The 23875-nt window shown below is 44.3% G+C and carries 26 protein-coding genes, 4 tRNA genes and 1 riboswitch; of the genes, 11 read left to right on the forward strand and 19 right to left on the reverse strand.

The window, feature by feature from the left end; all coding sequences use genetic code 11:
- Positions 1-50: 50 nt before the first annotated feature.
- On the reverse strand, positions 51-1937 hold the full coding sequence (gene rpoD, locus C3F22_RS02895; RefSeq protein WP_004784872.1) for an RNA polymerase sigma factor RpoD: 1887 nt from the start codon (positions 1935-1937) through the stop codon (positions 51-53).
- Between the two features lie 374 nt (positions 1938-2311).
- Between rpoD and C3F22_RS02900 the strand changes: the two genes are divergently transcribed.
- Positions 2312-2518: a PA3496 family putative envelope integrity protein gene (locus C3F22_RS02900; protein ID WP_004784869.1), complete on the forward strand. Its 207-nt coding sequence runs from the start codon at positions 2312-2314 to the stop codon at positions 2516-2518.
- Between the two features lie 71 nt (positions 2519-2589).
- Positions 2590-3114 carry a YecA family protein gene (locus C3F22_RS02905; RefSeq protein ID WP_004784868.1) on the forward strand — a complete coding sequence of 175 codons (525 nt, stop codon included), beginning with the start codon at positions 2590-2592 and terminating at the stop codon, positions 3112-3114.
- 87 nt (positions 3115-3201) lie between these two features.
- Here the strand turns inward: C3F22_RS02905 and C3F22_RS02910 are convergent, their stop codons facing one another.
- The 4 genes from C3F22_RS02910 to C3F22_RS02925 all read right to left on the reverse strand — a co-directional run bounded on the left by C3F22_RS02910 (position 3202) and on the right by C3F22_RS02925 (position 5783).
- Positions 3202-3630, reverse strand: coding sequence for an ABZJ_00895 family protein (locus C3F22_RS02910; protein WP_004784865.1), 429 nt, complete (start codon positions 3628-3630; stop codon positions 3202-3204).
- 29 nt (positions 3631-3659) lie between these two features.
- Entirely contained in the window at positions 3660-4277 is a 618-nt protein-coding gene (locus C3F22_RS02915) for a DedA family protein (protein ID WP_004784864.1), read from the reverse strand.
- Between the two features lie 88 nt (positions 4278-4365).
- Positions 4366-4644: a hypothetical protein gene (locus C3F22_RS02920; RefSeq protein ID WP_004784859.1), complete on the reverse strand. Its 279-nt coding sequence runs from the start codon at positions 4642-4644 to the stop codon at positions 4366-4368.
- A gap of 206 nt (positions 4645-4850) precedes the next feature.
- Positions 4851-5783 carry a rhodanese-related sulfurtransferase gene (locus tag C3F22_RS02925; protein ID WP_004784858.1) on the reverse strand — a complete coding sequence of 311 codons (933 nt, stop codon included), beginning with the start codon at positions 5781-5783 and terminating at the stop codon, positions 4851-4853.
- A gap of 56 nt (positions 5784-5839) precedes the next feature.
- Here C3F22_RS02925 and C3F22_RS18720 point away from each other — a divergent pair, with 56 nt between their 5' ends.
- From C3F22_RS18720 to C3F22_RS02935, 3 genes are read left to right on the forward strand one after another with little or no spacing between them, the layout of a single operon-like run.
- Positions 5840-5968, forward strand: a complete 129-nt coding sequence (locus tag C3F22_RS18720) for a hypothetical protein (protein ID WP_262477638.1) — start codon at positions 5840-5842, stop codon at positions 5966-5968.
- 3 nt (positions 5969-5971) lie between these two features.
- On the forward strand, positions 5972-6460 hold the full coding sequence (locus C3F22_RS02930) for a DUF1289 domain-containing protein (RefSeq protein WP_004784856.1): 489 nt from the start codon (positions 5972-5974) through the stop codon (positions 6458-6460).
- 43 nt (positions 6461-6503) lie between these two features.
- The gene (locus C3F22_RS02935) at positions 6504-7115 is read left to right on the forward strand and encodes a LysE family translocator (protein WP_004784853.1); all 612 of its coding nucleotides are present in this window, start codon (positions 6504-6506) and stop codon (positions 7113-7115) included.
- Positions 7116-7172: 57 nt separating this feature from the next.
- Here C3F22_RS02935 and ribB read toward each other — a convergent pair whose 3' ends face one another.
- Positions 7173-7832: a 3,4-dihydroxy-2-butanone-4-phosphate synthase gene (gene ribB, locus C3F22_RS02940; protein WP_004784851.1), complete on the reverse strand. Its 660-nt coding sequence runs from the start codon at positions 7830-7832 to the stop codon at positions 7173-7175.
- 106 nt (positions 7833-7938) lie between these two features.
- Positions 7939-8097, reverse strand: a riboswitch (FMN riboswitch).
- A 171-nt stretch (positions 8098-8268) separates the two neighbouring features.
- Between ribB and C3F22_RS02945 the strand changes: the two genes are divergently transcribed.
- Both C3F22_RS02945 and C3F22_RS02950 read left to right on the forward strand, forming a co-directional pair.
- Positions 8269-10077 carry a DUF2157 domain-containing protein gene (locus C3F22_RS02945; protein WP_104425869.1) on the forward strand — a complete coding sequence of 603 codons (1809 nt, stop codon included), beginning with the start codon at positions 8269-8271 and terminating at the stop codon, positions 10075-10077.
- Positions 10074-10637, forward strand: coding sequence for a GDYXXLXY domain-containing protein (locus C3F22_RS02950; RefSeq protein ID WP_034170162.1), 564 nt, complete (start codon positions 10074-10076; stop codon positions 10635-10637). The genes C3F22_RS02945 and C3F22_RS02950 overlap by 4 nt, the downstream gene beginning before the upstream one ends.
- A gap of 68 nt (positions 10638-10705) precedes the next feature.
- Here C3F22_RS02950 and panD read toward each other — a convergent pair whose 3' ends face one another.
- The 11 genes from panD to C3F22_RS03005 all read right to left on the reverse strand — a co-directional run bounded on the left by panD (position 10706) and on the right by C3F22_RS03005 (position 16803).
- Complete coding sequence (gene panD, locus C3F22_RS02955; protein WP_004784844.1) at positions 10706-11086, reverse strand: aspartate 1-decarboxylase; 381 nt, start codon at positions 11084-11086, stop codon at positions 10706-10708.
- A 143-nt stretch (positions 11087-11229) separates the two neighbouring features.
- A complete protein-coding gene (gene pth, locus C3F22_RS02960) occupies positions 11230-11811 on the reverse strand; it encodes an aminoacyl-tRNA hydrolase (protein WP_034701663.1) in 582 nt (193 codons plus the stop codon).
- Positions 11812-11830: 19 nt separating this feature from the next.
- Complete coding sequence (gene rplY, locus C3F22_RS02965; protein WP_004784841.1) at positions 11831-12127, reverse strand: 50S ribosomal protein L25; 297 nt, start codon at positions 12125-12127, stop codon at positions 11831-11833.
- 100 nt (positions 12128-12227) lie between these two features.
- The gene (locus C3F22_RS02970; RefSeq protein ID WP_004784839.1) at positions 12228-13181 is read right to left on the reverse strand and encodes a ribose-phosphate pyrophosphokinase; all 954 of its coding nucleotides are present in this window, start codon (positions 13179-13181) and stop codon (positions 12228-12230) included.
- A 36-nt stretch (positions 13182-13217) separates the two neighbouring features.
- Positions 13218-13292, reverse strand: a tRNA-Gln gene (locus tag C3F22_RS02975).
- A 91-nt stretch (positions 13293-13383) separates the two neighbouring features.
- Positions 13384-13458: transfer RNA gene (locus tag C3F22_RS02980), tRNA-Gln, on the reverse strand.
- A gap of 20 nt (positions 13459-13478) precedes the next feature.
- Positions 13479-13553, reverse strand: a tRNA-Gln gene (locus C3F22_RS02985).
- 26 nt (positions 13554-13579) lie between these two features.
- Positions 13580-13654: transfer RNA gene (locus tag C3F22_RS02990), tRNA-Gln, on the reverse strand.
- Positions 13653-14483: a 4-(cytidine 5'-diphospho)-2-C-methyl-D-erythritol kinase gene (ispE, locus tag C3F22_RS02995; RefSeq protein ID WP_104425870.1), complete on the reverse strand. Its 831-nt coding sequence runs from the start codon at positions 14481-14483 to the stop codon at positions 13653-13655. The genes C3F22_RS02990 and ispE overlap by 2 nt, the downstream gene beginning before the upstream one ends.
- Before the next feature lie 21 nt (positions 14484-14504).
- Entirely contained in the window at positions 14505-15083 is a 579-nt protein-coding gene (gene lolB / locus C3F22_RS03000) for a lipoprotein insertase outer membrane protein LolB (RefSeq protein WP_004784835.1), read from the reverse strand.
- A 16-nt stretch (positions 15084-15099) separates the two neighbouring features.
- Positions 15100-16803 carry a tetratricopeptide repeat protein gene (locus C3F22_RS03005; protein ID WP_004784833.1) on the reverse strand — a complete coding sequence of 568 codons (1704 nt, stop codon included), beginning with the start codon at positions 16801-16803 and terminating at the stop codon, positions 15100-15102.
- A 78-nt stretch (positions 16804-16881) separates the two neighbouring features.
- Between C3F22_RS03005 and hemA the strand changes: the two genes are divergently transcribed.
- A complete protein-coding gene (gene hemA, locus C3F22_RS03010) occupies positions 16882-18165 on the forward strand; it encodes a glutamyl-tRNA reductase (RefSeq protein ID WP_004784832.1) in 1284 nt (427 codons plus the stop codon).
- A 70-nt stretch (positions 18166-18235) separates the two neighbouring features.
- Here the strand turns inward: hemA and C3F22_RS03015 are convergent, their stop codons facing one another.
- Complete coding sequence (locus C3F22_RS03015; protein WP_004784830.1) at positions 18236-20140, reverse strand: DNA primase; 1905 nt, start codon at positions 20138-20140, stop codon at positions 18236-18238.
- A 196-nt stretch (positions 20141-20336) separates the two neighbouring features.
- Complete coding sequence (locus tag C3F22_RS03020; protein ID WP_104425871.1) at positions 20337-21329, reverse strand: outer membrane protein assembly factor BamD; 993 nt, start codon at positions 21327-21329, stop codon at positions 20337-20339.
- A gap of 71 nt (positions 21330-21400) precedes the next feature.
- Here C3F22_RS03020 and rluD point away from each other — a divergent pair, with 71 nt between their 5' ends.
- The 3 genes from rluD to C3F22_RS03035 are packed head-to-tail and all read left to right on the forward strand — an operon-like array spanning position 21401 to position 23833.
- Positions 21401-22453: a 23S rRNA pseudouridine(1911/1915/1917) synthase RluD gene (rluD, locus tag C3F22_RS03025; protein ID WP_004784827.1), complete on the forward strand. Its 1053-nt coding sequence runs from the start codon at positions 21401-21403 to the stop codon at positions 22451-22453.
- 38 nt (positions 22454-22491) lie between these two features.
- The gene (gene pgeF, locus C3F22_RS03030) at positions 22492-23232 is read left to right on the forward strand and encodes a peptidoglycan editing factor PgeF (protein WP_004784825.1); all 741 of its coding nucleotides are present in this window, start codon (positions 22492-22494) and stop codon (positions 23230-23232) included.
- A 40-nt stretch (positions 23233-23272) separates the two neighbouring features.
- Positions 23273-23833: a flavodoxin family protein gene (locus C3F22_RS03035; protein ID WP_004784824.1), complete on the forward strand. Its 561-nt coding sequence runs from the start codon at positions 23273-23275 to the stop codon at positions 23831-23833.
- Positions 23834-23875 lie beyond the last annotated feature (42 nt).

The following is a 23875-nucleotide window of genomic DNA, read 5'->3' on the forward strand; positions in this document are numbered from 1 at the left end:
AAAATGGAGGCGAGAGATGAAATTTCAAGTCTCCAAAATTGTATTAAATCTTAGTCATTTTCCAGGAATGAACGCAGATGTTCAGAACGGGAAGGGTGACGTAACTTACGTAGAGCTTTCGCTTCGATCTGACGGATACGTTCGCGGGTTACATCGAACTGTTTACCGACTTCTTCCAAAGTATGATCCGTTGGCATGTCGATACCGAAACGCATTTTCAGGACTTTCGCTTCACGTTCAGTCAGGTTTTCCAGTACTTCGCGAGTCGCTTCTTTCAGGCCTTCTGAAGTAGCAGCATCCACTGGTGAGGTGATGTTGCTGTCTTCAATGAAGTCACCCAAATGCGAATCTTCATCATCGCCGATTGGTGTTTCCATCGAAATCGGTTCTTTAGCGATTTTCAGTACTTTACGAACCTTCACTTCGTCCATTTCCAGACGTTCGCCCAGTTCTTCCGGTGTCGGTTCACGGCCCATTTCCTGAAGCAATTGACGAGATACACGGTTGATCTTGTTAATCGTTTCAATCATGTGCACTGGAATACGAATGGTACGTGCCTGATCCGCGATTGAACGGGTAATCGCCTGACGAATCCACCAAGTGGCATAAGTCGAGAACTTATAACCACGACGGTATTCAAACTTGTCTACCGCTTTCATCAGACCGATGTTACCTTCCTGAATCAGATCCAGGAACTGCAAGCCACGGTTGGTATATTTCTTCGCAATCGAAATGACCAGACGCAAGTTTGCTTCAACCATTTCTTTCTTGGCACGACGTGCTTTCGCTTCACCGACTGCCATACGTTTGGCAATGTCTTTGATGTCACGAACTTTAAGATCAAGGTCTTTTTCGATATCTGCGATTTTTTGCTGGAAGGCCAATACGTCAGGACGTACTTTTTCCAGATAAGCTTTCTGATCAGCAGTCGCTTTCGCAATTTGCTCATCTAACCAGGCTGGATTCGATTCCTGACCCGGGAAAGTAGTACGGAACTGGGTACGGTCCATACGGCCACGACGGACGGCATAACGCATCACTTCACGTTCTGCACCACGGATCTGGTCATGTGTACCACGAATCATTTCAGAAATGATATCGAACAAACGCGGGGTGAACTTGAACATCATGAACACAGTTGCAAGCGCTTGAAGTGCTTCTTCTGCTTCTTTGCTGTTACGGCCGTGTTTTTCCAGTACCGCTTTGGTATTTTTCCAGGCATCTGAAAGTTCGGCAAAACGAACTTTGGCAATTTCTGGATCTGGGCCTGAGTCACCTTCAGAATCGTCATCGCTATCAGACTCTTCATCTTCCTCGTCATCATCCAGTTTTACATCTTTGGTTGACTTGGTCGTTGCTTCTTCGTCTTCTTCGATTTCAGCGACTTCTTCCAGTACTTCTGGAATTTCTTCATCTGATTCAGGGTCTAAATAACCTGACAGAATGTCAGCAAGGCGGCGTTCGCCAGCTTCATAATCTTTGTATTCTTGTAGTACAACTTCTACAGCATTCGGCCAGTAAGCAATAGAGTGAAGAACGTCTCGGATACCTTCTTCAATGCGTTTTGCAATGCTAATTTCGCCTTCACGCGTTAAAAGTTCAACGGTACCCATTTCACGCATGTACATACGTACAGGGTCAGTCGTACGACCTGGTTCGTTTTCTACAGATGCAAGTACAGCCGCAGCTTCTTCTTCTGCAACTTCATCGGCAGCTTCTGCAGTATCCTCGAACATTGCATCATCAGATTCAGGCGCACGATCATGGACAGGAATACCCACATCATTCAGCATTTGAATGATGTCTTCAATCTGTTCGCTTTCTGTGATGGAGTCCGGGAGATGATCGTTAACCTCAGCGAAGGTTAAGTAACCTTGTTCTTTGCCTCGGCTAATCAGAGCCGCTACTTGAGAAGTAGGGGAAGTCATATCGCTCATCTTTGCTTACTCTTCGTTGAATCTGTGGCAGTGAAAAACCGTGCATGATAGCACAATTCACCTGAAATAGTTTTTGGAATTGATCAGTCAAGCATGATTTTATAAATATGTTTGAATAACAATTGAATATCGATATTGGGTCTAAGTTTATCTTTTCAAGTGTATTTCCCAATCTAATTTTAGAAACGTCCCTCATCCATGGGATAAAAAGCGTTCACTATCTAACCAGCTAATAAATACACAATTATGCTGTAGAAAAACAAGAGCTAACTAGTATAAACATACAAAATATATAAATAAAACTTGACAAGTTTTTAAAGGCAAGATAAATAGCGCCTAGACCCATTTACATTTTTCACTACGAGGTAGTTTTAGTGTCTTCGACAGATTTTGAACTAGATGATAGCTACGGTGATGATGATGTTAATTTCGATGAGGCATCGAGTAAGCTAAGTGCGAAAGAGTCGTTGGAAAAACGTCGTTTAATTGATGATCTGCTCTCGCAACGCCGCCTGGAACGCGAACTCAAAGATTTTGATTATGACTTCGACGATGATGACGACTTTGACGACGAAGATTAACGAATTCAGATTTAGCATAGCCTGAATAAATGCTATGCTAATCCTTTCGGTTTTCTAAGTTTGGATGTTAAATGAGTGCTTTAGATTTAGACCTGTTGAGTGAATATCTGGATGGCGACCAAAATGAGTATGGTCTGGATTTTGCGGCAACTCATGGTTTCTTATGTGCTATCGCAGTAGGCCCGCAATTTGACAAATGGATGGATGAGCTTTTTGAAGGCAACCAGAAAAAAGTGCCTGCAGAAATCATCAATCAGGTTAAAGCATGGTTAGAGTCAATCCGTCAAAGCTTGGCCAATGAAGAAGGGATCACTTTCCCATTTGAAATTGAAGAAGCAGATACCGAATCAAGTCTAGGTGACTGGAGTGTGGGCTTTGTAGATGCCATGTTCCTGAACGAAGAAGCCTGGTTTACAGAAGAATTTGAAGAACAGTTGGTCGATTTAACGCTGCCAATTATGGTATTCAGTGGCATCGATGAAGAAGATCCGCAAATGGAATCTTTCCGTCGCAATGGTCAGTTAATGGATGAGCTTGCAGAAGAGATTCCAGAAAACTTGAATGAATTATATCTGATGTACCACACACCAGAATAAGTCATGCCCCGCCATGAAAAAGCACCGTCAGGTGCTTTTTTTAGCTCAGGTGTTTTGTACAACGTTTGGACTAGTTAATTACCTAGTCTAAGGTTTATGATCGGCACCCGTACGCTTGCTCAAGCTATAACGCGCATAGCCATTATAGGCGATATGGAACAGCAAGGCATGTAAGGCAATACTTGTAGCCACCAGGAACGAGTTTGGCCCGCGTCCTGTATAAGCCATTCTTCTATAGATTTCCTCCGTCTGTGGATGCAGCCAGATCACTATAAACAAAAAGATAAATCCAAAGGTCATGGCAATAATCGTGGAACCCCAGACCAGTCTGCTTTTCTCTTCCTGGGTGGGTAGTCGGAGTTCTTTTTTCACAAAGTATCGGGCGCTGAGAAAGGCGGAGGCAATCAGGGCAGGAATCATCAGAATGGCGCCCAGATTGAATACATAGATGAGTATGCCGACTATTAAGACCAGAGTCAGATAAACGGTGGCAAAATATTTAAGATAATGCGACATCGTTTTAGCCTCCTTATGCTGGGGTCTCTTCAGGATGGGCGATTTTTACGTTGATGTCTACGGTATAAAACCCAGCCCACGATGATCACGACAATCGCAATAATCACATAACTGACCTGACTAAAGATTTTGTGCATCAATTCCTGATTTTCACCAAAATAAAAACCGACACAGGCCAGGAACGTGGTCCAGATAACAGTACCTAGTCCACTATAGAACATGAATTTCCAGAAAGGCATATGGCTCATGCCGGCCGGGATACTGATGAGGGAACGTACTGCCGGAACCATCCGGCCAAAGAATACAATCCGGTGTCCATACTGCTCGAACCATTCCAGAGATTTTTTCACGTCTTTAGATTTGATAAACAAGAATTTTCCATATCGGTCTATGAATCTGAAAATACTGTCGTGGTTAAATTTGTAGCCAATCCAATAGAGCAATGCCGCTGCCAATAACGAACCGATACTGCCTGCAATAATGACTCCAACCAGCAGTAATTCTCCCTGAGAAGCGGAATAGCCGGCAGAAGGCATAATAATTTCAGAGGGGATCGGGGGAAAGACATTGTCAAGAAACATGAGCAGGGCAATGCCCCAGTAGCCCAGCTGTTCCATGACAGAAATAATCCATTCAGTCAGATTCATAGAATTGGCAAAATAAAGAATACTGCTTGTATCCTAAGCAGTATTTTTAAGAGGGTAAAGTTAAGTTATATAAATGGCCAAGTGCGGATTAACTATGGGTTAAGGTATAAATGTAAACTTTACGTAAGCTGTAAGCCAGGCAAACTGGCAGAGCACTGAGCAGTAAATAATGTGCTGCTGTAGCCTCAATATGGTAGCCGATAAACAGGGCAAGAATGGCACCAATGATAGTTCCCAAGATCACAATAAACAGATGTGATTCTGCTTCCAGCTCATCTGTCATTTGGGTAATACGTTCCAGTTTTGTATTTTCTTTAGGTTGGAATCTAACAATATTATCTGAATCCCGAGCAAGTGAATTGGCCATTTTGTTTTCCTTTTCATTTAAAAAATTAATTAATAATGAAAGACTTATGGTAACAAAGTAATGTGATATAAAGACTATCAAGCTTGGCTGTAAAAATATGCTGTTCTTGGTAAGGGATTGGTAAGTTTTTTATTGCAGATGTAATGCTTATGTAAATAAAAAGCCCTCCGAAGAGGGCTTAGATATTTTTGGTTACAAAACTGGAGTTAGAGACGTTTACGTTTTGCAGCCAGAATTTGCGATTGACGCATACGGAAACCTTCTTTTTGTTTCTCGGTGGTTTTATCGATGCAGTACACACAAGATACGCCGTGTTCATAACTTGGCAGCGCTGCTTCTTCAGGTGTTAATGGCCAGCCACACGCATGACATTTGGTATTTTGACCTTCTTCCACACCATGTGTAACCGCAGTACGGCCATCAAATACGAAACATTCACCTTCCCACAGACTTTCTTCAGCTGGGGTTTCTTCCAGGTATTTCAGAATACCGCCTTTCAGGTGATATACCTCTTTAAAGCCTTCCTGAAGCAATAAAGAAGTTGATTTTTCACAGCGAATACCACCGGTACAGAACATGGCAATTTTCTTGTCCTTGTGCTGTTCCAGATTCTTTTTCACGTATTCAGGGAATTCACGGAAAGTTTCAGTTTTCGGATCGATTGCGCCTTTAAAGGTACCGGCTTTATATTCGTAATCATTACGAGTATCCACCAGAATCACATCATCACGTGCAATCAGCTCATTCCATTCTTTAGGATCAAGATAATGGCCAACCAGATCACGTGGCTTAACCGGCACACCTAAAGTCACAATCTCTTTTTTCAGCTTGATCTTCATTTTACGGAATGGTTTGTCAGAGCTATGCGACTCTTTATATTCCATTTCGTTGAAGCCTTCATCCAGCAGGAACTGGTGTACTTTATCGATGGCTTCACGGTTACCCGCAACGGTACCGTTAATGCCTTCACCTGCCACAATTAGAGTACCGCAAAGGTTGATGGTTTTTACCAAGTCTAAAAGACGTTGTTGCAGACCCTCAGGGTCTTGAACTTCTTTGAATTGATAAAGTGCGGCAACAACCCAACCAGTCGTCGCTTGCTGTTCTACAGGTGCAAGCTGTTCTACAGTAGCGTTCATGGAATACTCCAACGTAGCATGATAATTTGAAAGGCGCATATTTTAACGTGATTTGAATGAATAAGCGAGTAAAAGGCCGGGTTTTAACGGACTTCAAATCGATAGGGAGAACATGTATAGTCATGCCGACCCAGGATTTTGATGCAATGATGCAGATGCTGGAAGTTGCAGCACAGTTGGAGTAAGTTTTGAGTTCGGATCGTCGTATTGCATCTTTGACCCCTTGCGCAGGGCGTTGCTCAACCGTATTTGGTGATGCGGTCTGTCGTGGTTGCCGCCGTTTTAATCATGAAGTGATTCACTGGAACAGTTATAACGCAGATCAACATACTGCGGTCTGGCAGCGGCTGGATGCACAGCTAGATCAGATTTTGGTCCCGATGCTGCCGATGGCAAACCTGGCCAAAGTGGAAACATTTGTCCTGTCTAAACGGGTGCGTCTGCGTGAAGATGCGACTAAGGGCCGTAAGCTTTACCATGCCTTGAAACTCTGTGAAAAGAACCGTCATTTTACTGATGAAAGCGGTTTAGGCATTCATTACAAACAGGTACGTCCGCTTTGGGATGAATTCGAGCGTCGGGTACTGGCACTCGCCAAAGCCAGTTATGACTTGGCCTTTTTACGGGCGGATGGGATGAGCCAGCACCTGATTCAGATGCAGGAAGAGGACGAATAAGTCCTCTTTTTTATTAAAAAATCATGATAGCTGAGGAAATGGCGTGAATATCAGTGAATATGCTCTCTATTGTCTGGCCGTCGTCATCATGATTGCCACACCTGGGCCTGTTATGCTACTAGTTGCCAGTACTGGACTGAAAGGTGGCTATAAACATGCTTTACAGACCATTTTCGGGACGAATTTTGCTTCTCTGGTATTGATCACCTTATCTATTTTTAGCTTAAAAGGCTTATTAGTCATTAATGAAAACTGGCTGAATGGCATCAAGCTGCTTGGCTGTTTATATATTGCCTGGCTAGGAATCCAGATTTTCCGGGAAGTCTGGAAAGGGCAGGGTCCAACCAGTTCACAAGGTTTGCAACCAGTACAGGGAGGATTTCGAACCGGTTTTCTGGTGGGGATCTCCAATCCCAAAGATATTATTTTCTTTGCTGCATTTTTCCCGCAGTTCATCGGCATTACTCCAAACTTAGATTCCAGTTTAGTAATTCTAACGATCAGCTGGATTGTTCTGGATTTTTTGACCCTATCATTAGTTTATTTAGGCTTTCAACGCTTTGCTAAATCCAAGCTGTATCCTTATTTGCTTGGTTTGTGCGGTTTGATTTTATTGGTAGTCGCAGTCTATGGAATATTATCTGTACTCATCTAAAAATATTTATATAAAATAAAAATCCCGGCTTAAGCCGGGATTTTTTATCTTTACGCCTTAGACATTGTGCTGCTGGCGGTAATGCACCAGTTCATCAATGGTGATCACGGTCAGCTGATGTGTCTGTGCATAAGACAATACCTGAATGCCAGAAGCCATAGTGCCATCTGGGTTAGTCAGTTCACACAGAACACCGGCAGGTCTTAAACCCGCCAGACGTGCAAGATCAATCGTACCTTCGGTATGACCACGACGGGTCAGCACACCGCCTTCACGGGCACGTAAAGGGAAGACATGACCTGGACGATTCAGATCACTGGCGACAGCACCGTCTTTAATGGCTGCTTTAATCGTAGTGGTACGGTCTTTGGCAGATACACCAGTCGTCACACCTTCCGCAGCTTCAATCGTTACAGTAAAGGCAGTTTTAAACTGGCTAGAGTTATCCTGCACCATTGGCGGCAGTTCTAGATGATTGGCCAGTTCATCAGTCAGGCACAGGCAGACAATACCGGAACCATCGCGAATCATGCGTGCCATGGTTTCTACAGTCAAAGTCTCTGCAGCAACAATGAGGTCGGCTTCATTCTCGCGGTCAAAGTCATCCATCACCAGAACAGGTCTGCCTTGGCGGATGTCTTCGAGTGCTTGTTGGATGCGCTGTTCAGCGGGAGCTAAAGCGGAAAAGAAAATTTCGGGTTGAATTAAACTTGACATTGAAACGCTCACGTAAAGTAAAAGTACGATTGAACATTTCAGGACATAGTGAAAATAGGCTTATAGCAAAACAGTTTCATGCCAGGCATAAAACAGGATGTACTGCTTTCGTCTTCTTTCATCCGGACTATACCGTCGGCTCTGGATTTACACCAGATCTGCAGATCAATTGAAATTGACCGCTCGTGGGCTGATTCAGAAATAGAAAGATTTACTACCCTGAAATTACCACCGGTGGGGAATCTCACCCCGCCCTGAAGCGATGTGGGATCATTATAGTCCTGGTTTTTAAAAGATGGTATAGTTTGGCCAGTCACGAATTTGCAGAATTTCAGATAAGCAAAACAGATTATTTGAATTACTACAGCCTTTTAGCAAAAAACTGGAAACATGTTATGTTGCTATTAAGAATAGAAATTGATCAATCATTCAGACAATGAAGAAAACCGAGCTGATCCATAATAATCCATTTTCTCCCTTGCTGTTTTGTGATGCAAAGGTTTTGCGTTATCTCAATATTTTGGGCGTTGCGCTGATTGCAGTCAGTTTGCTGTATTTAATGGCTGCGAACTGGTGGATGCTACCGAATCAGGTTCAACTTGCAATTCCAATGCTGGTTTTAGTCTGTAGTGCAATAGCCAGTATTTACTTTAATCAGCGGGAATGGATCAGACAGAGTCTGGATACCTTGTCTGGCCTGATGCTGGGCTTAAGTCTGGCTGTGATTGGGCAGATCTATCAGACTGGTGCCGATAGTTATCAGTTATTTCTGCTCTGGGCTGTATTACTCTTGCCGTGGCTATATCGATCCAATATCGGTATTTTTGCCATGCTTTGTGTGGTCACTCAGCTGGCATTGTATTTTTACTTTAAACAAAGTTTCTGGATGATACGGGCAGAAGGGTTGTATCTACTGACTTTGAATCTACTTACAGCCATTAGTTTTGCCTTTGTCATACGTTATTACCCGTTGCTGCGATATCTGTTTATTGCATTCATCATCATGATTTCGATCAGCAGTATGATGCAGTTTACCCATCATTTTCAGCTGATCTATCTGGCTTCTTCAGTTGTTCTACCAGCAGGTGCTGCATTTTATTTTTATCGTAAGCATCAGGCATTAGAAACCATTTTATTGATTGCAGGCTTGGCTGCCAGTGTGAGCCTATGGCTGTTTGAACTGTTGGACGATCGGCTTACCAATTCAGCAGCTGGTTTATTTATCTTGGCAATGCTGATCTTTGGCTGGTTTGCGCTGATCAGTTTTGCGCTCAAGAAAATATTTCCTCAAACCAAATTCTCCGTCATTCCTTTGGCACTCGGTGCCTGGATTGCTGGGATTATTCTGGCAATCCTATTGCTGACCTATTGGAAAGCGGTTTCAATTGTTTTAGGTCTCATTTTTATTGGTATCGCTTGGAAATTATTAAGTCAAAAGAATTCCATATTTTTACGCCAGTTTGCCTATTGTCTTTGGGTTTGCGGGCAAGCTGCGGTATTAATTCATACGGAACTGCTCACCAATAGTCTGTTTATAGTGTGGCTGTTGCAATTAATGATGCTGGCTCTGACTGTGATCAAACGGATGCACTGGTTCATTCTGACCTTACAACTCTTGATAGCTCATGCTTTAGCAATTGTCGTTTTGGCATTAGAGAACTCTTTTAAGCATGATGATATTGTAATCACGCTTGCTCTAAGCTTGAACTATGTCATTTATATCGGGCTATTCCTAACCGCTAGATATTGGCAGTCCTCAATTTATCAGAAAAGTATTCTGCTCTGGATCATCGCTATGTTGACAGGTTCAGCCGTGGTTCAATCGGTGACTGGATTAGAGCACTGGCAGGGCATCGGGCAGATCAGCTTTGACCACGTTCTGCTGTTTTATGTTTTTCCGAGCTTATTACTACTGAGTTTTATTTGGCAAAACTGGCAGCAATTTAGGGAAAAATGGCTTTGGTTAATTCCTGTATTTGGCATCTTACTTATTCTGTTGGGCTATTTTGAGATTTTTATCATTATGCTGCTTATGGCATGGGCCATTGTTTATAAGCAGTCCTTGATTCAGGCCTTAACTATCTTGCTGTTAATCTTCTGGTTATGGATGCTGTATTACAATCTGGGTTTAAGCTTCCTGTTTAAAAGCATCAGTATCTTTGCTTCTGGGATGCTGGTCTTGTTGTTGGTATATATGTTGAAGCAGTCATCAAAACCGCCACATGATCAAGGAGAGGCAAGATGAAAAAGTTTCTTCCTTTGCATCTGGCTATTTTCAGTATTGCCTTATTTTGTGGATTGGTGGTGCAACATGAATGGCATCTTCGAGATAGCCAAAGTATTTATGTAGAACTGGCACCAGTAGATCCGCGATCAATTCTGCAAGGCGATTATATGGCGCTGAATTATGATCTGCATTTTAGTGCACTAGCAGCGGAGAATAGATCAGAACAATCAGAACCTAAAATCAGTATTCAAGATTTTGAAAACCAGTCCCGTGTACTAAGCTATGTACAGCTTGATGAGCAAAGAAGAGTGGTCAAAACCAGTTTTGATCGAAGTACGCTGGATCAGCCACGCTCAGCACAATTAATCCTGAAAAATCCGCGGAATACCTTTGAAGGCTTATATCCGGCTGCCAACAGTTTTATGTTTGCCGAAGGACTTGAGCCTTGTTATCGCGATGCCAAATTCGCTGAATTAAAGCTAAAAGAAAATGGAGAAGCTTTGTTAGCCGACCTGGTAGATCAAAATCTTAAGTCCTTAAACTGTGAGAACCGAAAAAGCTGGTGGCAGGGAAGTTAGTTTTATTTTAATCAGCCCATAAAAAAAGCCCGCAAGAAGCGAGCTTTTTAGAATCTTGTCGAACCAGCTTAGGCAACTTGTACCGGAATACAGTTTGCAGTGTGATTCACAGTGTTATCCGGATTTGCATAAACCAGACGTGGTTTATGAGCATTGGCTTCAGCTTCAGTGAAATCACCAAATGTTGCGATAATCACGATATCACCAACATCAGCTTGATGCGCAGCACCACCATTCACAGAAATAATCCCTGAATTATCTTCACCACGAATGGCATAAGTAGTAAAACGCTTACCATTGGTCACGTTCCAAACATGAATTTCTTCGTATTCACGAATGCCAGCTAGATCCATCAAAACGCCATCAATTGCACATGAACCTTCATAGTGTAATTCTGCATGTGTAACAAAAGCGCGATGAATTTTGCATTTTAATAAACGAGATAGCATGGCTAGCGTCCCCTTAGTTGACCTAAGACTTTGATCTTATGGTTGAATCAATTTCTACAACACTGGATAAGTGGGTAGGCTTGCGCATTTTGCGCCTAAATGGCCAGCAAGGCAAGCGGAATTGTCCAGCAATTTATGAATGTTTAGTTCGGTTTATAAGCATTGATTTGATTCATTGCCTGTTGTACTTCACCGTTCACCAGCATTTTGGCGCGAGCAAGTGCATGGGCAATTGCATTGTCCATTAACTCTTGTTCACTGCTTGGTGCTTTACTCAGGACATGACCAGAAACACGGTCTTTAGAACCTGGGTGACCAATACCAATGCGTAGACGATGAAAGTTCGGACCGATATGCGGCACGATATCGCGTAAACCGTTATGTCCACCATGACCACCGCCAGTCTTCAGGCGAATAATGCCTGGATTCATATCCAGTTCATCATGGGCAATCAGGATTGATTCGGGTGCGATATTGTAAAATTTGGCGAAAGGAACAACACTTTTACCGGAAAGGTTCATGAATGTTGTAGGTAGAAGGAGACGGACGTCTTGACCTTCGATATTGCCACGACCGCTGAATCCATTGAATTTAGGGTCTTTTTTAAGGCTAATGCCATATTGATCTGCAAGGCGTTCTACAAACCAGAAGCCTGCATTATGGCGGGTTTGAGCATACTCAGAACCTGGGTTGCCCAAACCTACAATCAGTGAAATATTTGACACTAATCTACACCATTAACACTTATGCGCGTTTGAAGTCAGCGTGCATTGGAGTGTTTTTAGCTGGGTGACGTTGTAACGCTTGGATTTTAACGCTTTCAACTTTACCGTTTACATCAATTTCGATTACTTCTTCGAAGAATGAGTTGCTTTCTAAGAATTTAACAAGCTGACGAAGTTCAAGAGAAACAGCTACAGGAGCAGCTTCACCACCATAGATGATAGCTGGAACTTTAGCAGCATGACGAAGGCGGCGGCTCGAACCTTTCCCTTGTTGTGCTACTTCACGTGCTTCTGCGTTTAATACGAAGTTTGCCATGATAGACATCCTATTTAAGTTTTAAATGAACCGGACCTGCGACCGATCCGGTGATAGAAAGCCCCGCCAAATGGCAGGGCTTTGGAAATTCAGCGCACTATTATAGATAAGAATCGAACATTGCGCTAATAGATTCTTCGTTGTTGATACGACGAATTGTTTCAGCAACCATGCTTGCAACTGAAACCTGGCGAATCTTGCCAAGAGCTAAAGCTTCTTCTGAAAGAGGGATGGTGTCAGTTACAACCAGTTCATCGATCACAGAATTTTTCAGATTTTCGAGTGCTTTACCAGACAATACTGGGTGAGTCGCGTAAGCAACCACTTTGCGGGCACCGAAAGTTTTCAACGCATCAGCAGCCTTACAAAGCGTACCAGCAGTATCCACCATGTCATCAACGATCACACAGTCACGATCTTTCACATCACCAATCAAATGCATCACTTGTGATTCATTCGCTTTTTGACGACGTTTATCGATGATCGCCAGGTCGATATCACCCATCTGTTTCGCAACAGCACGAGCACGAACTACACCACCTACGTCAGGAGAAACAACCATCAGGTTATGATGCTGTTGTTGGCGTAAGTCAGCAAGTAGGGCTGGCGTACCGTAGATGTTGTCTACAGGAATATCGAAGAAACCTTGGATCTGGTCAGCGTGAAGATCAATCATCACCACACGGTCAATACCTACAGTGGTCAGCATATCTGCAACAACTTTTGCAGTAATCGGCACACGGCTTGAACGGGGACGACGGTCTTGACGGGCATAACCGAAGTAAGGAATCACGGCAGTAATACGACCAGCACTTGCACGGCGTAACGCGTCAGCCATGACCAGAATTTCCATCAGGTTATCATTGGTCGGTGCACAAGTAGGTTGTACGATGAATACGTCTTTACCACGAACATTTTCAGTAATCTCAACAGCGATTTCGCCATCAGAAAACTGGCCTACAGAGGCAGCGCCTAGAGGAATATGTAAGTGACTTACGACTTTTTGAGCGAATTGTGGATGCGCGGTTCCACTAAAAACGACAAGATTGGGCATGAAGCACCCTTGGCGGTTGGTATGTATGGAAGTAGATGGCAGGGGTAGCTGGATTCGAACCAACGAATGCCGGGATCAAAACCCGGTGCCTTACCACTTGGCGATACCCCTAATGCGGCAGAACTTTAATATTTTTGCAGTATTGTGTCAAGGTAAATTAACAGTCTTACAGCAAATGATGTTCTGTCTTTTTTCGAGAAAATGGCAGGGGCGGCTGGATTCGAACCAACGGATGCCGAGATCAAAACCCGGTGCCTTACCACTTGGCGACGCCCCTAGATTTGATGAACTGTAAGATGGCAGGGGTAGCTGGATTCGAACCAACGGATGCCGGGATCAAAACCCGGTGCCTTACCACTTGGCGATACCCCTAATACAGTACATCTACAGGTGAATAATGGCAGGGGTAGCTGGATTCGAACCAACGGATGCCGGGATCAAAACCCGGTGCCTTACCACTTGGCGATACCCCTATTGAACCTTGAAATGACGTAAGGGCGATTCTTGCAGACTGTTCACCAGATAAGATTTACATGGTGCATTCTCAAGAATGTCGGTCACATTCATATCATCAGTCACTTCGATAAAAACACAAGCACCTGTACCTGTAAGCTTTGCAACACCGAATTGATCGAGATATTGCATCGCCTCATCGACTTCTGGATATAGGCTTCGTGCCACTGGCTCAAAGTTATTTCCGAAATCAGATGGCTTTATCTGATAGGCGCAAAATTTAGAGGGCTTCGTGTCTCTTGTCAACGTTTTTTGTGAAAAAAGCTGTTGAGTGCTGATAAAACAGTCAGGTTTTAACACAATGAACTGTTTTTGATCTAAGTCTATGAATGTTAAGTGTTCACCAATACCTTCAGCCCAAGCATTGCGACCATGAACAAAAATGGGCACATCCGCGCCCAGTTTGACACCGAGCTCTGCCAGTTGCTCGGAATTTAAGCCACAATACCATAACTGATTCAGCACAATCAGGGTTGTTGCGGCATTGGATGAGCCACCACCAAGACCTGCACCCATAGGAATATTTTTCTCCAGTCGAATGATCAGACCAGAAGGCGCTTTGGCATAAGGCTGCAAAATCTGCGCTGCACGATAGATGAGATTCTGTTCCAGATCGACTGAGGACAAACCTTCAATCTGAATCTGCCGATCATCTGTTTGCTCAAACTCTAGCCAGTCACACAAATCTATCAATTGAAAGATACTTTGCAGCTCGTGATAACCATCCGGACGACGACCGGTGATATGGAGAAACAAATTCAGTTTTGCAGGTGAGGGAACACGAATCATCATAGGCTTGCATCAGACCAGTTAACGGTTTTGAATCACCATTGTAATACGGTTTTCACCCCCATTCTCAAGCGACTGCTTTAAAATCAAGCGGTTTGGAACAGTTGCCTGCTGGTTATAACTGAGGTCTACCGTCCAGCCTTGTTCAATAATCTGGCTGATACGCTGTGAGCTGTCTTTCTGGATCTGGGCAGATTGTGTCGCGGGACGTGCCTGTACCCAATCGACTAAATGGCTAATCGGAGCTTGCCAGCCGGTTGCACGTTGCAGTAATTCTTCTGCTGTTGCTGCCTTGATCAGGCCGGTTTTGGCACTATTCAAAGTTACCTGACCAGGAGTACCTGAAATCTGGGTTTTTCCGGCACCTAAAATACCAGTCAGTTCAATATCAAACTCTTCCTGCTGCTGAACCCAGGTAAAAAAGGCACTGCCGCTTTGCTGAGGTGTTCGTACCCCGATTTTACCTTGCAGCTGGAACTGGTTTTTAGCCTGTACCGATGGCGTGACAGGAGCTTTTTGCTGAACCATCTGCTGACAGCCACTCATGAGTAGGGCAGTAGAAGCAAGGAAACAGCAGCCTAAAGTACTTATGTTGCGCATAAAAGAATGGACTCGTTCAGGATTGTGGTGCTAACAATAGCGAATTAAGTTGGTTTAATTCTGGGTCATTTGGATGGTTTTGTTGTAATTGTTGTAACACTTGATGGAATTGTTGTAGATCGCCTTTCATATAAAGCGAACGTGCATAACGGACACCAATTTTCGCACTTGGATTTAGTTCATAGGCTTTAAGCAGCACCTGGGCAGCTGTGGCAAAGTCATTCTGCAGGTAACAGATGTAGCCATAGGTATCCAGAATAGAAGCCTGTTCTGGTGCGTATTCCAGTGCCTGTTCAGCATAGCGCCGTGCTTCATCCAGACGACGATTTTGACGAGCCAGTGTATAGGCATAAGCATTCAGATAGGTTGGACTATTCGGCTCGATTTTAAGCAGGGTTTTTAACAGCTGATCCAGTTGATCACGATCTTCATGTGGATCTAACAATAAGACTTGAGCATAGACCAGTTCCGGATCATCCGGCAGGTTTTTGCTGGCTTCTTCCAGAATCCGGATCGCTGCGTTCTTATTATTCATGCGTTTCAAAATATCCGCCTGAGCCAGATACAGGAAACTGGCATGTTGCGGATAATTGACCCGTTCCTGAGTCAGAAAGCGCAGCGCATCATGCAGTTTATCCTGCTCGGCAAAGATAGCAATGATATTGCGTCGTGAGACCGTATACAGGCTGCCATCCACCAGGCGGTAATAGGCTTTGGCAGTTTCATAATGTTGTTTGCGTTCTGCATTGACCGCCAGATAGTAATAGGCTTCATTCTGGTACTGAGCCGAATAACGGAGCTCCACCAGATATTTTTCGGCCCGTTCATATTGCTGCAGGTCAATACTGGTTAAGCCGGCAATAAACAACGCTTCTTCGTGTTGTGGTGATTTTTTCAGGATCGTTTCTAGTTTCTGTAAGGCCTTTTCAGCTTCATTCAGCTTGATCAGGTATTTGACCTCAGCCAGACGTATATCCATGTTGTTGCGATGTTTGCGACTGGCCTTCTCGTACCATTTCAGCGTTTCCTCATTGTTACCCAATGCTGCCAACAGATTGGCTTTCATTAGGATATAGCCAGTCGACTTTGGACGTTTTTTTAATGCACGGTTGATGGTATTGAGAGCCTGCTCTAACTGACCTTTTTGTGCTTCCAGACCGGCGACCAGCACCAGAATCGAAGGATTGTCTTTAGCTTTACTGGTACTTAGAGCCTGAATTAAATATTCACGGTCATCTGGCTCATCCGGGGCAATCCCGGCCAGAATTTCTTCCAGATCGGCGTTATCATCAATTTTCAGGATCTTTTCTAGCGTTTCTGCCGCCAGTTCGTACTCATGCGCTTTTAAAGCAATATGTGCCAGATAGAATAATGCCGGAACATCTTGCGGTTCTTGGACGACCCAGTGGGTAGAAATATCCAGCGCTGCATTCAGGTCTTCATGTTCGAGGGCGATATTGAGCGCGCGCTGTTTAACCGCGGTGGAATTGCTTTTAATGGCCAGCACAGTATAGTTGTGTAAAGCGTTTGGAATATCGCGATAGGCGAGTGCGAACTCGGCTATCATACTTTGTTTTATCGCATCATAATTTTGATTTGCATGGTAAACTGCTTCTGCTGCATAAAGATGAGCAGTTGAAGCCATGCTAACCACCAGCAAGAATGTGGTAGAATATTGCTTAATGGTAGGGCCGTTTATACGGCTAGTTGTTAGACGCAATTTTTCTTTATCCAAGTAATGCTTTTTATGACACCGATGTTGCACAATAGCATAAATTTAGTGAAATGATGACCTGATATGTCTTTCTTTGCATTGGGTGTCAACCATCAAACTGCCTCTGTAGAGCTGCGCGAAAAGATTGCTTTTAACCCTGAAAAGTTAAGCATTTTACTTGCCGAGCAAAGCCAGCACCCTGTACTGAATGATATGGTGGTGGTGTCTACATGTAACCGGACTGAAGTTTACGCTATGTCGGACAATGTCGACATGGTGCTGAACTGGCTCGCCCAGACCAATGGTATTGATTCCAAGCAATTGCAGAATCACGTTTATCGCTATGAGAATGCGCAAGCCGTCACTCATCTGATGCGTGTCGCCAGTGGTCTCGACTCCCTGATGCTTGGTGAACCGCAGATTCTGGGACAGGTCAAAACTGCACTTTCCCTTGCCAAAGAATCCAAGACCGTTTCGCAAAACCTGAATCGTATCTTTGAATATGCCTTTTATGCGGCCAAGCGTGTGCGCTCGGAAACAGCGGTCGGTAGTCATGCAGTATCAATGGGTTATGCAGTCGCACAATTAGCATTGCAAGTATTTAGCCGACCTGAGCAATTGACTGTGATGGTGGTAGCCGCCGGGGAAATGAACACTCTGGTGGCCAAACATCTGGCAGAAATGGGCGTCGGAAAAATCATTATCTGTAACCGCACTCGTGCTCGTGCAGAGAATTTGGCGCAGGAAATTGCGCATCGTGCAGATGTAGAAATTATTGATTTTGATCAGCTGGCAGCAAACCTGCATCGTGCAGATGTGATTTCTAGTTGTACCGGCAGTTTGCATCAAGTTATTCACTATCCGGATGTTAAAGCCGCTTTAAAGAAGCGCCGTTACCAGCAAATGCTGTTGGTCGATCTGGCTGTCCCACGTGATATTGATCCAAAAGTTGAAAAGCTGGATGGAGTTTATCTCTACGGCGTAGACGATCTGCAAAGCGTGATCGATGAAAACCTGGCGCAGCGTCGTCAGGCAGCGGTCGAAGCGGAAGTCATGGTTAATCAACTGGCGACCGAGTTGATCACTCAGCAGAAGCTGCGTAAGGCGGGTAGTACGATTCATGCTTATCGGGATTATGGGGAAAGCCTGTGTCAGGAAGAACTGGCAACTGCTATGCAACGTATTGCCAAAGGTGAAAGTGCTGAAACAGTATTGGCCGAATTTTCGCATCGTTTGACCCAAAAACTTCTGCATCCCACCTCAATCATGCTGCGTGAAGCTGCCAAAGCTGAAGATCCAAGCTATTTTGAAATGCTACAGAATAGTTTACAGGACGTGGTACAGCATCGCCGTAAGGTTAAACATTAAGATGATATTGAGTTAACTTCCCGATATTTAAAGGGCGTTTAAAATAAACGCCTTTTTTATTTCTTGGTTTTTAATCTTCGAGCAAGGTCATGGAACGTTTTTTATCAATTTCATAAATCCGCATCTTGAGATTTTTCATCTCCGCAATACTACTAAACTTTTTCGATTTTAATTTGTGTTGTAGACACTGATATTGCAGCTTGATCGAGAAGTCTGCCGCCAGTTTGTCTGCCTGCTCAGGAGAAGAGGTGTAATCGCTGACATTGGCGTGTTGCAAGATATGCTGTAACTCATGATGATGTGCAGCACAGGCACCGAGTACATAATAGGTCGACAGTTCCGGATCATCCGGCAATTCATCGAAAATCACATTAAATATATTCAGGATCTTGAATAGCAATTGATCTTCACTGACTAATGCGCGTAATGGTTCAAAATGGATATACAGATATGGATGATTCAACAGAATTGCAATGACATATTCTTCGGCATCAATTTTAGTACTGAAGCTTAGAGATGCATCATTATTAACTTTGGGTTGCCATTTGCGGCTAAAACCGAGTTTTTCCCGAAAGAACTGTTGCAGCAGATAACGGAATGAGCCAGCTTTGGGTAACAATTCGGTTAGCTGACGTAGTTCTCCCATCACCTGACTTTTACCTTCAGGCGTTGCAATATCATGATTCTGAGTGAGATGGGCAAAGACAAAGTCAGAGAGTAGCGGTGCCTGATCCAGCAGGCGGCGGAAATTTTCAATGCCTTCACGACGAATCAGGGAGTCTGGGTCATGGTCATTCGGCAAGACAAAGAATTTTAGCTCACGCCCATCATTGAGCAGGGGTAGGGCAATTTCCAGAGTACGGCGTGCCGCTTTTTGTCCAGCCGCATCACCATCAAAAGCAATGGTAATCCGGTTATTCTGCTTGAACAGAATATTTAGGTGATCAGTATTACTTGCTGTTCCCAAAGTAGCTACTGCACCATGAATGCCATATTGCTGCAAGGCAATGACATCCATATAGCCTTCTACCATTAACCAGTCTTGGGCTTTCTGCTTGCGACCTTCATACAGGCCATACAATAACTGGTTTTTATGGAAAACTTCTGAATCGGGTGAGTTGATATATTTCGGTTTGATCTCGTCATTCAGCGCACGACCACCAAAACCAACCACGCGACCTTTGCTATCACGAATCGGGAAGATGACCCGATCACGGAGCAGGTCAAAATCCCGGCCACTATCGCTAGTACGAATCAGACCTAAAAGTTTGAGACCTTCAATATCCTGCGGAAAGGCTTTTTCCAGATGTTGCCAGTCTTCCGGTGCATACCCGAGTCGCCAGTAGGCAATCGTTTCTGCGGTCAGACCACGCTGTTTAAAATACTGCTGGGCACTTGGACTATTGGGTAATTGGCGCTCATAAAACTGCGCGATATTCTCCAGCAGGTCGTATAAGTTGCCATCTGCTTGTGCTTCTGCTGCAGGCATTTGCTCAAAAGCAGCAAAAGGGTCATCTGTATAAAATTCAGCTTCAGGTGCCTGAATTTCAGCAAATGGATCAAAATAAGCAGACTGTTCAGGCGCTGGATTTGTAGATGTATCCGCAGTTTTTGCTGGTGGTGCTGCAATCGGTTTCGGTTTGGCTTCGCGTTTGTATTTTAAGCGGTTGGAATCTTTATTATCTTTAGGCAGTTCAATCCCGGTCTGGCTAGACAGGTCTTTCATCACTTCAATGAAATTACGGCTGCCAATATCCATTAAAAAACGGATGGCATTACCATTGGCCTGACAGCCAAAGCAGTGGAAATACTGCTTATCACGATACACGTGGAAAGAAGGCGATTTTTCCTGATGGAAAGGGCAACAGCCGGAATAAGTACGGCCAGTTTTTTTTAGTTTCACGTATTGACCAATCACATCGACAATATCGGTGCGATCGAGAATCTGATCAATCGTATGTTGAGGAATGGCCATGGTTTGCTAAGCTTCTCGTGCTGCGTTATTTAGGTGTTAAATCATTGAAAATTAAGAGTAGGATGATTCATCCAACGCTATAGATGAATTAATTGGTATAACCTGTTTGTACAATTTGTTCAAGCATTGCTCAGAAAATGCAAAAGGGCAAGTATGATAACTTGCCCTTCGCAAAAATGCACCTGTAACAGTTGGCTTATTCAGCAGTCGGTTCAGGTAGCTCAGTTTCATTAGTTTTAGGACGATCGAGTAGGCCAAACGTCATACGATTGGTCAGACTGCGTTTTTCTGCCTGGACTTCAGACGACTGGCTAGACGTATCGGTCACGGTTTTGGCTTCTTTACCGAAAATACCCAAAGTCGCACGGTTGAAGAAACTGCCTTCACTACGTGCTGCACGCAGGTTCACAGTACCATCAGCATTCACCAGACCTGGATAGTTCAGTTTCAGTACTTCGATATATTGCTGTGCTGTGGCTTTGTCACCTACCTTGTCATAGCCGTAAGCAACGGTTGCCAGCGCTTCTGGAATCTGTGGAGTTTGTGGATAGTGTTCAATTACCCATAAACCACGTTCAACAGCAGCCAGATATGCTTTACGCTTAATATTGAAACGGGCTGCATTCATTTCGCTTTCTGCCAGTTCCTGACCGATAAACTTCATGCGCTGTGCAGCGTCTACAGCATAGGTACTTGATGGATAGCGACGAATGAAATCGACAAAATTCTGGTAAGCCACTTTCAGGTAGCTCACATCAAGGTGCGACTGTTTTAGTGAGGTATAACGCAGCAGGCCATTATAGTTCTGCTCCATATTCGCTACACCACGAACATAGTAAGCATAGTCGACATTTGGATGTTGCGGATTCAGACGGATAAAGCGTTCTGCCAGTGCGACTGCACCTTCATAATCTTTTTGTTGGAATTTGACATAGAGCAGTTCCAGTTGCGCCTGCGGTGCATACTGGCTGGTTGGATAATAGGTTTCCAGTGCTTCGAGCTGTTTTGCTGCATCAGTATATTGTTTGCGATCTAGCGCGTTCTGCGCTTTTTGGATATAAACCTGTTCGCTAGATTCTGGACCTTTGTCCACGACTTCTTTTTTTGGATTACTGCTACAGCCTACCATTGCCGATGCAATGCCTAACGTCACAGCAAGCATTGTCATTTTATAATGTGGTAGCGACATAAAAATTCCTCTGTTAATACGGGCAATGAGCTACAATTGCACTATTAAACCACTTTTGTCTGAATGAGCAAATGAGTCAAGCACAATCTTCCAATTCTAATATCCCTGATACTGATTTCAATTTACTTGAAGATTCTGAGGATGCAGATAACCATACTTCAGACGCAACTGCAACACGTTTATCGTTGCAATTTCAATTGGATGAAAGTTATATCGGGCAACGTATCGACCAGATTGCAGCCATGGTCTGGAGCGATTTTTCTCGAGAAAAGCTCAAGCAATGGATCAAAGACGGCAATTTATTAGTGAATGGTCAACCAGTTAAGCCAAAATTTAAAAGTGACGGTTTTGAAACCCTGACTTTAAACGTTGAACTGGAGGCACAAACCCGTAGTCTGCCTGAAGATATTCCACTGGATATCGTCTATGAAGATGATGACATCATTGTCATTAACAAACCAGTAGGCATGGTGGTGCATCCGGGTGCAGGTAATATGACTGGTACACTGGTCAATGCTTTGCTGCATCATTATCCGAAATCTTCTGAACTGGCGCGTGCAGGTTTAGTGCACCGGATCGATAAAGACACTAGTGGCCTATTGGTTGTCGCAAAAAATCTGGAAGCGCAGTTTGCGCTTAGTAAGCAGCTTGAGAAAAAGACCGTTTACCGTGTGTATGACCTGATTGTCTATGGCAACATCATTGCCGGCGGTACCATTGATGAACCGATTAAACGTCATCCGGTTGATCGTGTGAAAATGGCAGTCCTGCCAGGCGGTAAGGAAGCGGTGACGCACTACAATGTGAAAGAACGCTTCCAGCATTTCACCCGTATTCAGGCACGTCTGGAAACCGGTCGTACGCACCAGATTCGTGTGCACTTTAGCTACCTGGGCTATGGTCTGGTGGGTGATCAGGTCTATATGCCACGTGTGCGTATGCCAGCCGGTGCTTCGCAATTGCTAGATGACACCTTGCGTGGTTTTAAACGTCAGGCACTGCATGCAGCGACTCTAGGTCTGAAGCATCCACGCACTAAAGAAGAAATGACCTTTAATGCGCCATGGCCAGAAGACTTCGCCAATCTGGTTGAAGTGCTGCGTAGCGAAAACAAGGCCTATTAATTTTTCATTCTATTAGCAGTCATTAAAAGGGAAGCGACATGCAATTTGTACAAGGTTTGCCTCAAGGCGTTTATGTGGGTCAGACCCGTGTTCATCATGAACAGGTACAGCCTTCAGCCCAGCCAGAACTGGCCGGCTTTAACCTGGCTTTGCATGTCAAGGACGATCCGGTGCGAGTGCAGAAGCACCGCATCCAGCTGTTGAAAGACTTCCAGCCTTTTGGTGTGGACAAAATTACCTGGATGACACAGACGCATAGCACCATTTGTCATACCATCAATGAGCAGATGCCTTTCGATGCGCTGATCGGTGATGGTCTGGTCACACAGCGCAAGGCCCATGCCTTGATGATGATGACGGCAGACTGCTTGCCAGTGGTGCTGGGTAATACCGAAGGCACTGAAGTGGCCAATCTGCATGCGGGTTGGCGTGGGCTGGCAGGCGGTATCGTTGAAAACACTATTGCCGCGATGCAAACCAAGCCTACCTGGGCGTGGCTTGGTGCGGCCATCAGCCAGCCTTGTTTTGAAATTGGCGCAGAAGTAAGAGAAGCTTTCTGTTCCAAATATCCTGAACTGGACAGTGCATTTCAGGCAGGGGAACAGGCCGGAAAATACTATGCGGATCTGTATGCGATAGCGCGTTACATCTTGCAGCAGCAGGGCGTTGAGACTGTTTTAGGTGGCGATCAGTGTTCATATCGTCAGGCGAATGAATACTTTTCTTATCGCCGTGAAGCCAAAACCGGACGTATGGCAACATTCGTGTTTATAGCATGAAAATGTTAAACTTGATTGAAATTCTTGGTTTTTGATTGTTATGTCCCTATCTTCCCAATCTGTTGCGATTGTTTATCACAGTCCTTATGGACACACGGCTAAAGTGGCAAACTTCATTGCCGAAGGCGCACAAAAAACTGGTGTCCAGGTGTATATGATGAATGTGGAACAGGTGGATTGGGAGGTGCTGGACGCTGCCGATGCGATTGTATTTGGCTGTCCAACCTATATGGGTAGTCTAACCTCTGCCATGAAGTTGTTTATGGAGCAGTCTTCCAAGCGCTGGCTGGCACGTAGCTGGCAAGGCAAGCTGGCAGCAGCCTTCACCAATGGTGGTGGTTTAAGTGGGGACAAGCTGGCTGTCTTGCAGCAGATTAATCTGTTTGCGATGCAACATGGCATGTTGTGGTCAGGTCTACCGTTAATGCCGACAGGTCGTTCCACTACCGATCTGAATCGTATGTCGAGCTTTCTGGGCCTTATGACCCAATCTGACAATGCACCTGTTGAAGTAACACCACCGGAAGGGGATTTACAAACCGCGATCTGGTTTGGTGAATATATTGCCTTGACACTAGCTCGTCTGAATCTAAAAGCCTAATTCGATCTGTAAAAAAAACCTCCATTCATTGGAGGTTTTTTA

Source organism: Acinetobacter sp. ACNIH1 (genome assembly GCF_002934695.1).
In the GTDB taxonomy this organism is placed as follows: domain Bacteria; phylum Pseudomonadota; class Gammaproteobacteria; order Pseudomonadales; family Moraxellaceae; genus Acinetobacter; species Acinetobacter variabilis.